General features: G+C 70.3%; 13 protein-coding genes. 11 read left to right on the forward strand and 2 right to left on the reverse strand.

The window, feature by feature from the left end; translation table 11 throughout:
- Positions 1-39 precede the first annotated feature (39 nt).
- Positions 40-1,596 (reverse strand): DUF7937 domain-containing protein, encoded by a 1,557-nt coding sequence (locus FLP23_RS03835; protein WP_149324647.1) that lies wholly within the window; start codon positions 1,594-1,596, stop codon positions 40-42.
- Positions 1,597-1,634: 38 nt separating this feature from the next.
- The gene (locus FLP23_RS12190; protein ID WP_168200368.1) at positions 1,635-3,320 is read right to left on the reverse strand and encodes a variant leucine-rich repeat-containing protein; all 1,686 of its coding nucleotides are present in this window, start codon (positions 3,318-3,320) and stop codon (positions 1,635-1,637) included.
- A 176-nt stretch (positions 3,321-3,496) separates the two neighbouring features.
- Between FLP23_RS12190 and FLP23_RS03845 the strand changes: the two genes are divergently transcribed.
- From FLP23_RS03845 to FLP23_RS03895, 11 genes are all read left to right on the forward strand, one after another.
- Entirely contained in the window at positions 3,497-4,360 is an 864-nt protein-coding gene (locus tag FLP23_RS03845; RefSeq protein ID WP_149324648.1) for a hypothetical protein, read from the forward strand.
- A complete protein-coding gene (locus FLP23_RS03850; RefSeq protein WP_149324649.1) occupies positions 4,335-4,757 on the forward strand; it encodes a hypothetical protein in 423 nt (140 codons plus the stop codon). Before FLP23_RS03845 ends, FLP23_RS03850 begins: the two co-directional genes overlap by 26 nt.
- A gap of 453 nt (positions 4,758-5,210) precedes the next feature.
- Positions 5,211-5,552 (forward strand): FHA domain-containing protein, encoded by a 342-nt coding sequence (locus FLP23_RS12195; RefSeq protein ID WP_168200369.1) that lies wholly within the window; start codon positions 5,211-5,213, stop codon positions 5,550-5,552.
- Between the two features lie 146 nt (positions 5,553-5,698).
- Complete coding sequence (locus FLP23_RS03860) at positions 5,699-7,363, forward strand: GspE/PulE family protein (RefSeq protein ID WP_149324651.1); 1,665 nt, start codon at positions 5,699-5,701, stop codon at positions 7,361-7,363.
- 46 nt (positions 7,364-7,409) lie between these two features.
- Positions 7,410-8,948: a type IV pilus twitching motility protein PilT gene (locus FLP23_RS03865; protein ID WP_281290307.1), complete on the forward strand. Its 1,539-nt coding sequence runs from the start codon at positions 7,410-7,412 to the stop codon at positions 8,946-8,948.
- A complete protein-coding gene (locus FLP23_RS03870) occupies positions 8,945-10,183 on the forward strand; it encodes a type II secretion system F family protein (protein ID WP_149324653.1) in 1,239 nt (412 codons plus the stop codon). Before FLP23_RS03865 ends, FLP23_RS03870 begins: the two co-directional genes overlap by 4 nt.
- Before the next feature lie 134 nt (positions 10,184-10,317).
- Complete coding sequence (locus FLP23_RS12545; protein ID WP_149324654.1) at positions 10,318-10,752, forward strand: type II secretion system protein; 435 nt, start codon at positions 10,318-10,320, stop codon at positions 10,750-10,752.
- Between the two features lie 86 nt (positions 10,753-10,838).
- The gene (locus FLP23_RS03880) at positions 10,839-11,270 is read left to right on the forward strand and encodes a type IV pilus modification PilV family protein (RefSeq protein ID WP_149324655.1); all 432 of its coding nucleotides are present in this window, start codon (positions 10,839-10,841) and stop codon (positions 11,268-11,270) included.
- The gene (locus tag FLP23_RS03885; protein ID WP_149324656.1) at positions 11,267-11,872 is read left to right on the forward strand and encodes a PulJ/GspJ family protein; all 606 of its coding nucleotides are present in this window, start codon (positions 11,267-11,269) and stop codon (positions 11,870-11,872) included. Before FLP23_RS03880 ends, FLP23_RS03885 begins: the two co-directional genes overlap by 4 nt.
- Complete coding sequence (locus tag FLP23_RS03890) at positions 11,869-13,959, forward strand: hypothetical protein (RefSeq protein ID WP_149324657.1); 2,091 nt, start codon at positions 11,869-11,871, stop codon at positions 13,957-13,959. The genes FLP23_RS03885 and FLP23_RS03890 overlap by 4 nt, the downstream gene beginning before the upstream one ends.
- 3 nt (positions 13,960-13,962) lie before the next feature.
- Positions 13,963-14,784 carry a prepilin peptidase gene (locus tag FLP23_RS03895; RefSeq protein WP_149324658.1) on the forward strand — a complete coding sequence of 274 codons (822 nt, stop codon included), beginning with the start codon at positions 13,963-13,965 and terminating at the stop codon, positions 14,782-14,784.
- Positions 14,785-14,814: the final 30 nt, after the last annotated feature.

Consider the following 14,814-nt stretch of genomic DNA (forward strand, 5'->3'; position numbering starts at 1 on the left):
CCCCGCCTGTCGGCGGGGGCCTTCTTCGTCGTTCGGGGCTCAGCCCGCGCGGCCGTCGAGCGCCTGCTGCACCGCGGCGTCGCCGTGCTCGCGCAGGTAGGCGACGAGGTCGGGGTAGCTCGACGGGTTGCCCGCGAGGGCGACCCAGTTGGCCTGGTCGAGGGCGAGCTCGGCGAGCTCGGCCGCGGGGGTGGCGGGGTCGGCCGCGCGCGACACCGCCGCGGGTGCGGGGGCGGCGGCGGGCGCGGGTGGTGCGGGAACGGGCGCCGCGGGCGCGGCCGCCGCCGTGGGCGTGCCCGGGTAGCCGGGGTGCACGGGTGCGTTCTCGAGCGCGTACGCGCGCACCGCGGCGGGTGCGGTGAGGGCCACGAGGGTGACGACCGCGGGTGCGAGGAGGGCGAGCACGAACGGGTACGGCAGCAGGCTGACGGCGATCCCCGTGAACGAGGTGTTGAGCGATCCGACGATCGCGACGATGAAGGTCACGAGGCCGAGGCCCCCGACTGCGCCGGCCAGGCCGAGCACGACGACGCGCGATCCTGCGGGGTCGGCGAGCAGGCGCGTGCGCGCCACGACTGCGGCGATCGCGGCGGCGGCGAGCGCCACGAGGAAGGCGATCGAGTAGCCGATCTGCGCGGAGGGCAGGAAGAGCGAGAGCAGCACGACCACGGCGAGCACGCCCGAGGCGACGGCTGCGACGGTGAGGGCGTCGCGGGCGACGCGGAACCAGAGCTGCAGCGGCGGAAGCGGGGTCACCGCGGCGGCGAGCGCGGGCGAGCAGAGAGCTCCGGCGAGCAGTGCGAGCCAGAGCACGAAGGTGCCGTCGGTGAGGGTCTCGACGCCGAACCCCGTGAGGGCCCAGTCGGACAGGGCCGAGATGAGCACGAGCGGCAGAATGGCGACGCTGACCCCCCAGCCGATGATCCGGCCGGATGCCGAGCGCCGCAGCACGGCACCGATGATCGCGAGGAGCGCGGCGCCCTTGGCGAGCAGCACCACGATGAGCAGGATGATCACGAGCGCCGAGGCGAGGTACTGAGACACCTGGATCGACCCGATGACGACGCCGAGGAGCGTCGTGAGTGCGGCCGCGCCGCCCACGACGGCGAGCAGGATGAGGCCGATGCGTGCCGCGGCGGGCACCGCACCGGGGTCGGCGGCGAGCTCGGCGCGCCGCGGCTGCGCGATGAGTGCCGTGCCGGCGAGGCCGATGGCGGCCGCGAAGCCGATCCCGGAGACGAGGCCGAACCCCGAGAGCACGAGGTACACGAGCACGAGGATCCCGTACGGCGCGGCGAACGCCAGGCGGATGCCGAGCACCGTCGGGATCGAGATCGGCCCGAGCGCTCCCGCGCGCACCAGGAAGGTGAGCCCCACCCCGAGCACCGTGAGGATCGTCACCAGCAGCACGTCGATGCGCGTCGCCGCGGTCGAGATCCCGAAGCCGCTGACGGTCCACGGGAGGGCGAGCGAGATGAGCAGCAGGACCGCGGCCGCGGCATCCCGCGCCCAGTCGTCGATGCCCATCGGGGGCAGCAGTCGGCGCGGGGCGGGGGTGGATTGCTGCGGGGCCAGCTCGGGATACGGGTTCGTCATGGGGGAGATCATTCCCTATTCAGGCGACCGCGTGCCGCTCAGTAGTCCGTGGCGCGCACGAGGGAGTCGAGCTTGCCCTCCCGGCTGAGCTCCACGAGGTGGTTGGCCGCCGTCGCCGACCACTCGCCGACCGTGGCGAGCACGCTGAACTGCCAGCCGCCGTCGGACTGCACGGCGGTCAGCGTCGGGTTGTCGAGCTCGAGCTCCTCGAGGTCGATGGGGAGGTCGGCGAGGCAGTTGCTGCCGTCGTCGGTCGAGTACTCGTACTCCTCCCAGTAGTAGTCCCAGTAGGTGGACGACACGGTCCAGTCGGCGCAGGTGCCCGAGAGGTGCAGTTCGCCTTCGGAGTCGCCGTAGGGGGCGCTCCACGAGACGCTCACGTCGTCGATGGTGGTGTGGCCGGCGTCCGCGTTGGCGAACGCCGCGGAGTCGATGCTGAGCACTCCGCCCTCGTCGCTCCAGTAGCTCCAGGGGCTGTCGGGCAGGAAGGCGGGGCCGTAGAGCGCGATCACCCGGCGCTCCGCGAGCGGCAGGGTGGCCGCGAGCTGCTCCCAGTAGTCGTCGCCCGCCTCGGTGTCGAGGGCGGCGCGCACGGTCTTCTCGGCGGCGCTCGCCGCATCCGGCGAGGTGACGGCCGCCGGGATGGTGTCGCCCAGTGCGGGCGGGTCGTCCGACCAGCGCCACGAGGCCTGGTAGGCGAAGTCGGCGGCGGTCAGCAGGGGGCTCACGTACCAGCCGGGGCCCTCCTGCACGGTGACCACGGAGACGATGCCGGGGGTCTCCTCGTCGAGCTCGCCGAAGTCGACGGTGTAGGGGAGGTCGAGGCTGTCTTCGAGGCTCTGCCGCGACTGCTCGAGGATGTCGTCGATCTCGTCCTCCGAGTAGCCGTAGCTCTCGAACTGCTCCTTGTTCGCCTGACGGGAGAGGTCGATGATCGCGTCGGCGAGCTCCTTCTCGTCGCCGTCGATGGTGAGCGTGCCGTCGTTCACCGTGACGCGCTGCACGCCTTCGGCGAGCTCGTCGCTCGTGAACTCGAGGTCGTCGGTCGTCACGGTGACCGCGTTCTTGATGCGCTCGATGTTTTGGCGCGCGGTGGCCGAGTCCGTGTCGTCGGTCTGGATCTCACCGAGCTTCTGGACGGCGCCCTGGAGGCTCGCGATCTCGCTCGGGGCGAGGCTGCCGGCGATCCCGAGGGGGTCGAGCGAGAGCGAGGAGCTCAGCAGCTTCTGCGCCGCACCTTCGGGCGAGGTCGCGGGAAGCAGTCGGGGCAGGAAGATCGCCGCGGTCACGCCGCCGCCGACCACGAGGGCGCCGACGACGCTGAGCGAGACGATGAGGGGCACGCGGGACTTCTTCGGGCGCGCGGCGCCGGGGGCGGCTGCGTCCGCGGACGGGACGCCGAACGGCGATGCGCCGGCCGCCGGCACCTCGCCCAGCGACGCGGGGTAGGCGACCGGGGTCGCCGGGGTGCTCGGCGCGACCGGCGGCACGATCGGTGCCGCGACCGCCGGGGCGGGGGCGCCGCCGGCGCGGATCGCGGTGACCGCGGCGCGGGCGCGCTCATCGCCGTACTGGGCGAGCCAGTCGAGCAGCCCGGGGTACACGGCCGGGTGCGCAGCCACCTCCGCCCCGAGCTCCGGGGCGGCCGCCGCGATCTCCGAGAGCCGGGCGGGCGCGGTCGTGGGGTTCTGCAGTTCGATCCGGAGCGCGTCGTGGTCGTTCATGTGCCCTCTCATGCTGAGCGGTCGGGGTGGTCAGCCGGCTGTTCAGCGGCATGAGGAGCTACGAATCTCTCGCCGCAGATGGCCTGAAAACTATCACGAGGCGTCCTCGCCTCCGTAGCCCCTCGTCCGAGGGATGTGCGCTCACTAGGCTGGTTCCGTCCAGTGAAGGAGCTGTCATGTCCGAGCCGAGCGAACCCACCGAAACCCCGACGGACGACACCTCCGCGACCCCCGCCGCCGGGGCGGATGCTGCGCCCGAGCCTGTCGCGCTGGTCGAGCCGGTTGCGGCGCCTGTCGAGGCCGGCCCCGTGGAGGCCGGCCCGGCGGAGTCCGCCGCTGCCGAATCCGCCGCCGAGTCCGTCGCCGCCGAGTCGGCCCCCGTGGAGACCGCCCCCCTGGTGGCCGAACCGGTCGAGGCCCCGGCGGCCGTCGCACCGACCGCACTGCCGACCCCCGCGTCCGCACGCGAGGTGGTCTACGTGCAGGCGCCGACGCCGCCCGCGGCCCGGCACAACCGCGGGTTCGGCGCGCTCATCTCGGTGCTCGGCACCCTCGCCTTCGCCCTGCTCTATCTCGCGGTCGCCGCGATCATCATCGCCGTGCGCCCCGGGATCGACGTCGAGCGGGTGCTCGGCCAGTTCGTGGTGAGCGCCGTGTTCTGGGTGCCCGTCGCGAGCTACCTGGTCTTCTCGGTCGCCTTCGCGCTCATCGTGAACCGCGCCGCCTGGTGGTCGCATGTGCTCGGCAGCCTGTTCGTGGCGGCGCTGAGCTACGCGGTCTCGCTCGGGGTGCTGGCGCTCGCGAGCGACATCATCAACAGCACCCCCGCCGAGGCCGTGGTGCTGCTCGGCTCCATCGCGACGAGTCCGTTCCTCATCGCCGCGCTCGTGATCGCACGCGAGACGGCGCTGTGGTTCGGGCTCGCGATCGCCTGGCGGGGTCGCCGGGTCAAGGAGCGCAACGCGGCGGATCGGGCCCAGTTCGAGCAGACCGTCGCCGAGCGGCGGGCCGAGTATGAGCGAGCGCACCCCGCATCCTGAGCGGGTCGTCGGCGTCTTCGTCGCCGTCAGCTGGGCGGCGGTGGTGTTCGCGGTCTTCGGGGTGCTCGCGGTGCTCCTCGACCGCGATCCCGTCGATCATCCCGTCGGCCCGCTGTACGGCGTGGCGGCGATCGGCGTCTCGGTCGTGGTCGTCTACCTGGGGATCGTGCTGACGGTGCCCGCGCGTCGGCCGTGGCTCGGGGCGATCACGACGGCGGCGGGGGTGTATCTCGCGATCGTGGGTCTGGCGGCGCTCGTGGACCTCTCGCTCGCCGTCGCGCAGGCGGGCAGTCCCTTCGCGGCCGTCGCCGCGGTGCTCGCGGCGGCGCCGCCCATCGTGTGCTGGGCGGTGCTGCATCCCGCACGTCGTGCCCGACCGGGGCGGGCACCCCGGTAGGGTGATCGCGGGCTCGCCCAGCTCACCACCATCGGCCTCTGCGGAAGGGCAGCGTTGACGGATCTCGCGAACGACTCCGGCGCGGCCGCCGTGCCGCCCCCGCCCCCTCCGCCGCCCCCGCCCCCGCCGCCCCCTGCGCCTCCGCTTCCGCCGGCCCCGCCGCCGCCCCCGCCTCCTGCTCCGCCTGCACCTCCGGCGCCCCCTGCACCCCCGGCGCCTCCACCCGCGCCTCCGGCTCTGCCGACGCCTCCTGCGCCTCCGGCTCCGCCTCCGGCTCCCGCCCCGTCGGCGCCGCCTGCCCCTCCCGCGCCGCCTGCCCCTCCCGCTCCGCCCGCGCCTCCGGCCGCTCCCGCGGAGGGGCTCATCGGGCTGCCGCCGGGCGCCCCGAGCGAAGCGATCGCGCCGACAGCCGCCGAGCCGGCGCTCGCCGAGGCCGAGGTCGAGACGGTCTTCGTGGAGCGCCGATCGCGCACCCGGTGGCGCCTGGAGCTCGACGGCGGCATCGAGTTCCCGCTCACCGCGACGACCGTCGTGCTGGGGCGCAACCCCGCGAGCGGCGACCCCGACATCCAGGACATCGCCGTGCCCGACGCCACCCGCACGCTCTCGAAGGTGCACGCCCGCCTGCGCCGCGACGGTGAGGAGTGGACGGTCACCGACCTGAAGTCGACCAACGGTGTGGTCGTCGTGGCCGATGACGGCACCGAGACGGAGCTCGAGCCCGGTGCGAGCGTCGCCGTGACGGGCGAGTTCTTCCTCGGTGAGGTGGGGATGCGGATCGTCGCCGTGCGCTGACCGGGCCGTATCCCCCGGATGCGGGGGTCGTCCGAAGGGGTCGCGCCGGGTAGCGTGACGAACTCAGGAACGTACGTGGCGCTCCTGGCGTGTTGTCGGTCGGGGGGTCGGCACGCGTGGAACCGTGCCGACACCGAGGGGGTGGCATGGCCTCCCTTTCTGAGATCCTGATCATCCGCGGTCAGCTGCCGATCACGAGCATCGACACGGCGGCCGCCGGGTCCGACGCCGACGAGGACCAGATCCGCGGCCTCGTCGCCCAGGGCGTGCTCTCCGAGAGCCAGGTGGCGTCGGCACGGGCGGCCCAGCTGAACCTGCCGTTCGTCGACCTCACCGAGTACCCGGTCGACCACTCGGCCGTCTCGCTCGTGCCGATCGGGCTGCTGCGGCGCCACAACATCCTGCCCATCGGCCGCGACGGCGACCGCCTGCTGCTCGCGATGGCCGACCCGCAGGACGTGCTCGCCCTCGATGACATCCGTGCCGCCGTGCGCATCTCCGTGCGCCCCGTGGTGGCCGAGCGCCAGGACCTCATGAACGCGATCGCGCGCTTCGTGCGTGCCGACGGTGAGCTCAACGACCTCACCTCCGCGATTCAGGAGGAGACCGGCGAAACGTCGACCGACCTTGCGGTGCAGGAGGTCGAGGACGACGCGCCGATCGTGCGTTTCGTGAACCTGCTCATCAGCCAGGCGATCCAGGACCACGCATCCGACATCCACATCGAGCCGGCCGAGCACGACATGCACGTGCGGTACCGCATCGACGGCGTGCTGCACGAGATGCAGCGGGCGCCCAAGTCGATCCAGAACGGCGTCATCAGCCGCCTCAAGATCATGAGCGACATCGATATCGCCGAGCGTCGCAAGCCGCAGGACGGCCGCCTGTCGGTCATGCACGGCGGCCGCAAGATCGACCTCCGTGTCGCGACCCTGCCGACGGTGTACGGCGAGAAGGTCGTCATGCGTATCCTCGACAACTCGGCGACGCAGCTCGGCATCCAGCAGATGGCGATGCTCGACCACAACCTCGACCGCTTCAAGAAGTCGTACTCGAAGCCCTACGGCATGATCCTCGTGACCGGCCCGACGGGTTCCGGTAAGTCCACGACGCTCTACACGACCCTCAACGAGGTTGCGAAGCCCGAGATCAACGTCATCACGGTCGAAGACCCGGTGGAGTACCGACTCCCCGGCATCAACCAGGTGCAGGTGAACGTCAAGGCGGGCCTCACCTTCGCGAGCGCGCTGCGCAGCATCCTGCGGTCCGACCCGGACGTCGTGCTGCTCGGTGAGATCCGCGACAAGGAGACGGCGCAGATCGCCATCGAGGCGTCGCTCACCGGTCACCTCGTGCTCTCCACGCTGCACACCAACGACGCGCCGAGCGCGGTCACGCGGCTCATCGAGATGGACATCGAGCCGTTCCTCGTGGGCTCCGCGCTGGACTGCGTGGTCGCCCAGCGTCTTGCGCGGCGCCTGTGCGACAAGTGCAAGCAGCCGTACCATCACGGTGCCGAGGAGCTCGCCGCGCTCGGGTTCGGTTACGACCCGCGGATGGGCATGCCCACGCTGTTCCGCCCGGTGGGCTGCCAGCACTGCTCGAACACCGGCTACCGCGGACGCATGGCGCTGCACGAGGTGATGTCGGTGAGCGAGGACATCGAACGCCTGGCCGTTCAGCGCGCCTCGAGTGCCGACATCGGCCGGGTCGCGGTCGGGCAGGGAATGGCCACGCTCCGTCAGGACGGGTGGGCGAAGGCCCTGCTCGGCATGACGAGCATCGAGGAGATCCTGCGCGTCGTCGCATAACGGCGGCGCGGATGCGCGAGTTCCGATGGAGGGGGAGGACCAGCGCGTGAGCAACAACATCTACGAGATCCCGTTGACGGATCCCGCGGCACCGCCGTTCGGCGTGCCGGGGACCGGCGGCACTCTGCCGCCGCCGCACGCCGAGCTGCCGCCGAACGCGGCACCGACGACCGACTTCTCGCGCCTGCCCCCGCCGGGTGCGGCGCCGGGAGATGCTGCGCCGCCGCCGGTGCGTGAACCGCAGGCGTTCGGTGCGCCGGCGTACGGTGCGCCCGCGCCCGAGGCCTACCCCGTCCCGCTGGGCGGGTCCGTTCCTCCGATCCCGTCCGGGTTCGGGGCGATCCCCGGGTTGACGCCGGCGCCGGAGCCCGAGTCGGCCGTGCCCGACTTCGCGGCGGCGCCCCCGCCGCCGCCTCCGCTTCCGGCGGCTCCCGCGCCGACCGTCGACCCGAGCTCGGTGTTCATCGACGACGAGTTCGCCCGCGCTGCCCGCGTGAACGCCGACCCCGACCTGCTGCACTGCCTGCAGGAGGTGCTCCTGGCGGGTGCCTCCGACCTGCACGTCTCGGTGGGGACTCCGCCGCTGCTGCGCATCGACGGCACGCTCATGCCGGTGCACGGGCAGGACTACTGGGACCGCGAGCGAACCGCCACGGCGCTGTACAGCATCCTGAGCGCCGCGCAGCGAGCGACCTTCGATGAGCACCTCGAGCTGGACTTCGCCTTCACCCTCTCGGCGAACGCCCGCTTCCGCGTGAACTTCTACCAGCAGCGCGGTGCGCTCGGTGGCGCCTTCCGCATCATCCCCACCGAGATCAAGCAGCTCTCACAGCTGGGGGTGCCGGACCAGATCGGCGAGTTCTCGAAGCTGCCGCGCGGGCTTGTGCTCGTGACGGGACCGACCGGCTCGGGGAAGTCGACGACGCTCGCGGCCCTCGTCGACCTCGTGAACCAGACCCGCGCCGACCACATCGTGACGGTCGAGGATCCGATCGAGTTCCTGCACACCAACAAGAAGGCGCTCGTCAACCAGCGCGAGGTGGGGGCCGACACCCACAGCTTCGGCGCCGCCCTCAAGCACGTGCTGCGGCAGGACCCCGACGTGATCCTCATCGGCGAGCTCCGCGACCTCGAGACGATCTCCGTTGCGCTCACCGCAGCCGAGACCGGCCACCTGGTCTTCGCGACCCTGCACACGCAGAACGCGGGCGCGACCATCGACCGCGTGATCGACGTGTTCCCGCCGCACCAGCAGGACCAGATCCGCATCCAGCTCGCGGCCACCCTGCAGGGGGTCGTGTGTCAGACCCTCGTGAAGCGGGCCTCCGGCTCGGGTCGCGCGGTGGCTACCGAGATCATGATCACGACGCCGGCCATCGCCAACCTCATCCGCGAGGGCAAGACCCACCAGGTGCGCTCGGCGCTGCAGGCGGGACGCCAGTTCGGCATGCAGACGATGGATCAGCACCTCGCCGAGCTCGTGAACTCGGGCGTCGTCTCGTATGGGGCGGCCGCCGAGAAGGCGCAGGACATGGAGGACTTCAAGCGCCTCGTGCACCGGAGCGATGCGGTGGCCCAGCTATGACGATGCTCAACTACGCCTACAAGGGGCGTGACGGTGGCGGCAAGATCGTCAAGGGCAAGCTCGATGCGCCGAGCGAGGCGGCGGCTGTCGCGCGGCTCAAGACGATGGGTGTCATGCCCACCGAGCTCGCCCAGTCGGCTGCGGGCACCGGTCTCCAGATGGAGATCAACATCGGCTTCCTCGAGAAGAAGGTGGGGCTGAAGGATCTGGCGGTCATGAGCCGCCAGATGGCGACCATGGTCTCCTCGGGCCTGTCGCTGCTGCGGACGCTCACGATCCTCGCCGATCAGACCGAGAACAAGAAGCTCGGCACGACACTGGACGCCGTGCGCGTGCAGGTGGAGACGGGCGCCTCGCTGTCGGCGGCGTTCGGCAAGTTCCCGCAGGTGTTCCCGCCTCTCATGGTCCATCTGATCCGGGCCGGTGAGACCGGCGGCTTCCTCGATCGCTCGCTCGAGTCGGTGGCGTCGACCTTCGAGAAGGAGGTCAAGCTCACCCAGACCATCAAGTCGGCGCTCACCTACCCGATCGTGGTGCTCTGCATGGCCGTCGTCGCGACGATCGCGATGCTCGTGTTCATCGTGCCCGTGTTCGAGACGATGTTCGCGGGGCTCAACGCCGAGCTGCCGGTTCCGACCCAGATCCTCGTGACTCTCTCGAAGAACATGATCTGGATCGTGCCGCTGCTCATCGTGATCGGCATCGTCTTCGCGCTCTGGTGGCGAAGTCACAAGCACGACGAGAAGGTGCGGCAGAAGGTCGACAGCCTGAAGCTCAAACTGCCGGTCTTCGGCCTGCTGTTCAAGAAGGTCGCGGTGGCGCGCTTCGCCCGCAACTTCTCCACGATGACGAAGTCGGGTGTGCCGATTCTGCAGGCGCTCTCGATCGTGGGCGAGACCTCGGGCAGCTGGGTGATCGCGAATGCGATGCAGCGCGTGCAGGACTCGGTGCGCTCGGGCAGGTCGGTCTCGGCGCCGCTTGCGGAGGAGCCGGTGTTTCCGCAGATGGTCGTGCAGATGATCGCGGTCGGCGAGGATGCCGGCGCCCTCGACACCATGCTCGGCAAGGTGGCGGACTTCTACGACGAGGAGGTGCAGACGACGACCGAGTCGCTCACCTCGCTCATCGAGCCGCTCATGATCGCCGTTATCGGCGTGATCGTCGGCGGCATGATCGTGGCGCTCTACCTGCCGATGTTCTCCGTCTTCAGCGCCATCACCAACCAGTCCAACTGAACAGCGGCCCCCGTTCGGTGGCCCCCCGCACTGGGGCCTCGCGCGACGGGGGCGCGAACCGCGACATTATCGACGGGGGGTCATTCATTGGGGGACCACCCGTCCATGTTCACCAACTAACAAAGGATGGGAAATTGATTTCTGCAATCCACCGCACGCTCATCGCGAAGCGTGACGCGCTCAAGGCGAACGAGGAGAAGGGCTTCACGCTCATCGAGCTCCTCGTCGTCGTGCTCATCATCGGCATCCTCGCCGCGATCGCCGTGCCGGTCTACCTCGGCATCCAGGACAGCGCTCGCGAGAGCGCCGTGAAGTCGGACCTCGCGGCCGTCAAGACCGCCATCGTCGCCTACATCGTGCAGAACGACGAGGTGCCGGACATCGACGACCTCGCCGTGAAGATCGATGACGGCAACTACTCGGTGACCCCGGCGTTCGCTCTCGCCCCGGCTTCCGCGACCGCGCCGTGGCGCGTGTCGGCCACCGCATCGAACGGCAAGTTCTACGCGGTCACCGACGCCGACGCGCCGTACGAGGCGACCGACGCTGCCGGCGCGACCAAGAAGTAAGCGATTCAGCATCGCCGTGCGGGGTGACGTTTCGACGTCACCCCGCACACTCCGTTCCACCGAGGCCAGAGGGGAGGTCGAGGCTCATGGACGCGATTCGGCGCAGGCTCGCCGCACTCAATGACGAGGGCATGGGCCTCATCGAGGTCATGGTTGCCATGTTCCTGCTCGCGATCATCGCCCTCTCGCTCCTTCCCCTCCTCATCACCGGCCTCAAGCAGGCTGTCGAGAACACCACCATCGCCGCCGCCACGCAGCTCGCGAACGACCGCATCCGGGTGGCGCAGGCCGCGAGTCCGGATTGTGCCGATGTGACCGCTGCTGTCAACGGCACCTTCGAGACCACCGACAAGCGCGGCGTGCCGCTGCAGGCCGTCACGACGGTCGTCGGCGTCTGCCCGGCACCCGGAAGCGCTGACACGCTGAACGTCACCACGGTCGTCACTCGCACCGACACCAACGCGCGGCTCGCCTCGGCGACCACCCTCGTGCTCGTCACCCAGGCGGTGACGCCATGACGACATCGCGTGCGATGACGCTCCGTGAGGATCGCGGCGTCACGATGGCCGAGATGCTCGTGGTCATGCTCATCACGACGATGATCCTGCTCGCGGTCGGCAGCATGTACATCGGCACCCTCCGCGTCGAGCAGACGGTCGTCGCGCTCTCCGGCTCCACCAACGGCGCGCAGCTCGTGGCCCGCTCGATCGACGACGGGGTGCGCAATGGCGTCGAACTGCGTCCGATCGCCACGGGCACGGATGGCGGGCAACTCCTCGTGGTCTGCACCGCGGGTGCGCAGGCCGCCATCAGCTACAAGTGGCAGGCCTGGTACTACTCGCCCACCGGCGACGGCGAACTGCGCACCAAGAGCTTCACCACCGGGCTCCCGCCCGTCGTCCCGGACGCCGCCGCGCTCGAGACCTGGACCCTCCTGCTCACCAACATCGAACCCCGCGGCGCCGCGAACACGGTCTTTACTCTGGACGCGAGCGACGACACGAAGGTCACCACCCAGTTCTCGACCTTCGGCGACGACACCGACTCGGCCACGATCGACTTCGCCACCCACCTCGCACCCCACCCCACCTATGCACCTGGATCGGAGCCCTGCTCATGAGCATCGCGCGCTTCACCCGAACGATCCGCGCCGTCCGCGAAGACGACCGCGGCGTCGCGCTGCCCACCGTCATCATCTTCATGTTCGCCGGCGTGCTGCTCTCGCTCGTCGTCGCGAGCACGGTGCTGTACTCGTACACCTTCTCGTCGAGCGTCAAGGCGAGCGTGCAGTCGCAAGCGGCCGCCGAGGCGGGTATCGCCGCGGCCCGCGCCGGGCTGCTGAACGGCACCTGCGCGACGCAGCCCACGCCCGGACTCTACGAGAACACCGACCCCTTCTACCGGGTGCAGATCTTCAAGCCCGACGGCACGGGCGGCTGGACCACGGGCTGCCCCACCATCTCGGAGGATGCCCGCATCGTCTCGATGGGAGACGCGGAGAACGGCGGCGTGAACGGCGACACCTCGGGGGATGAGGCGAATGTCGAGGCGATTCTCGGCAGCTTCTCCTCCTCGATCACCCTCGACGCAAGCGGACCCGCGATCTTCGCCTACAGCGCGAGCGGTGCGGGTGCGGGTGGAAAGCTCGTCTCGCTCGACGGCACCAACGTCGACGTCATGCTTCGCACGGGCACGGTCACCTGCGACGGCGGGTTCCAGGGAGCGGCGAACGTGGTGGTCAAGTCCGGCACGTTCAACGCGGTCGGCGGCTGCAACCTCGCCGGTAACGTGTGGGTCAACGGCCCTGTCAACGTCGATGGCGGTGCCGCGATCGGCGGCAGCGTGACGGGCTCGGTCGTGAGCATGTCGAACGGCTCGGTCGCCGGGAACGTGTGGTCGGACGGCGCGTTCTCGTCGACGGGTGGCGGCGTGTACGTGGGCGGCACGGTGAGCGCCACCTCGATCACCATCTCGCAGGGCTCCATCGGAGCAGCCTGGGCGCGCGCGGGCAACGTGACCCAGAGCGGCGGCACGATCCGCGGCATCCTCACCGCCAACGGAACGGTGACCGCGACCAATGGCAACCTGCAGTCGGCGGTGGTCGCGACAGGCGACGTCTCGGTCAAGATCAACGTGGCCTCCGGGATCAAGTCGGGCGGAACGGTGACGGTGTCGAACGGAACGGTGACCGGCGGGGTGACCGCGGTCGGCGGGGTGACGATGTCCGGTGGCACGATCAACGGTGGCGTGACGGCGGGAGGAACGGCGACGGTCCTCGGTGGAGGAGCGACCATGAGCGCGCCCGTGAAGGCGACGGGTGTGCGCATCGAAGGCGGCACTTTCGGGGGCGGCGCGATCTCGGGTGTCGGCTGCTTCACGGGAAACGGCAGCGTCGGCGCGACGACGGTCGGCAGCATCAATGACACCAACCCGTGCAAGCCCAAGACGACCGGATGGTCGTGGGGCAACATCACCGTCTCCGCATCGACGGCGCCCAGTGTCGCCGCGCCGACCCTCGCGGCATCGCCCCTCAAGCCCGCCGCGATCGTCGTGCCGAACTGGATCGACTTCGGCAGCAAGGCCGATCACTTCACCTCGACCGGATGGCCGGGTCACACCGTGGTTGCGCTGGGCAGTACGAGTTGCACCCCGTTCCACATCTACAACGCACTGAACACGATCGGCACGGCCCCCGGAGTGATCGACGCTCGCAACTGCACGAACGGCATCGAGCTCACCGGGAGCAGCACGGAGTACACCGGACCGTTCTCGTGGGGCGACGACCTCTCGCGCAACGGATTCACCCTCAAGAACGATCTCGTGATCATCGCCAAGAAGTTCAACCTCTCCGGTAGTTCGCGATTCACGGGTGCCGGCACGGAGAGTCAGCTGTGGCTCATCAACCCCGACACCATCGCCAACGGATCTCCGGACTGTGCGACGGGCACCTCGATGAAGATCGACGGTGGGGCGAGCTTCCCGAAGCTCCGAACCCTGCTGTACTCGCCGTGCAAGATCACGATCGGATCGAGCACCCAGCTGAAGGGGCAGATCTTCGCGGGCGAGACGCAGATCGCGGGCGGCGCGGTCATCACCTACGCACCCGTCGGACTCCCCGGGTACGACCTCAACACAGGTGAAGAGACCTCGGTGACCGCGAGCGAGTGGGATCGCCCCATCGTCTCCCAGCGGAACGTCACGGGCTGAACCATGGCGGCGACCCTCGTCCTCGGCGCGTTCGGATCGATCATCGGATCGTTCCTGAACGTCGTCATCTACCGCGTGCCGCGCGGGCGCTCCCTCGTGAGCCCCGCGAGCGCGTGCGGGGCGTGCGGTCATGCGATCCGCTGGTACGACAACATCCCGCTGATCTCCTGGCTCGCGTTGCGCGGGCGCTGCCGCGACTGCTCGGCCAGGATCTCGGTGCGGTACCCGCTCATCGAGCTGGCGACCGCGGTCGCCTTCGCGGTCGTCGCGGTGCGCTTCGTGCCGGAGGTGTTCGCCGCGGGCGGTGCGGCCGCGATCGTCGCCTCCGGGCTCGTGCTTGCCGCGTTCCTCTACCTGGCGGCGATCAGCATCAGCCTTGCGGCCATCGACCTCGAGACGCTCCGTCTGCCGAACGCCATCGTGCTGCCCGCGTACCTCGTGGGCGGAGTACTGCTGGTCGCCGCCGCCGTGCTCACCAGCGCCTGGGCGCAGCTCGCGACCGCCGGACTCGGCCTGCTCATCATGGGCGGCGTCTACGCGATTCCCGCGCTCATCCGCCCGAACGCGATCGGGGGCGGTGACGTCAAGCTCGCGGGCGTGCTCGGCCTGTTCCTCGGCTGGCTCGGTTGGTCGGCGCTCGGCGTCGGCATCGTCGCGGGGTTCATTCTCGGCGGCCTCTTCGGGGTCGCCCTCATCGTCGCCGGCAAGGGCCGGTCAGCGCGCGTGGCCTTCGGGCCGTGGATGCTGGCCGGCGCCTGGATCGGCGTCTTCGCGGGCGAGGCATTGCTCGCGGGGTACTTGGGGCTCTTCGGCCTCACCGCATAGTCACTGTCCATCGGGGGGAGAACAGAAATG

The sequence above is a fragment of the Protaetiibacter larvae genome, assembly GCF_008365275.1.
GTDB lineage: Bacteria > Actinomycetota > Actinomycetes > Actinomycetales > Microbacteriaceae > Homoserinibacter > Homoserinibacter larvae.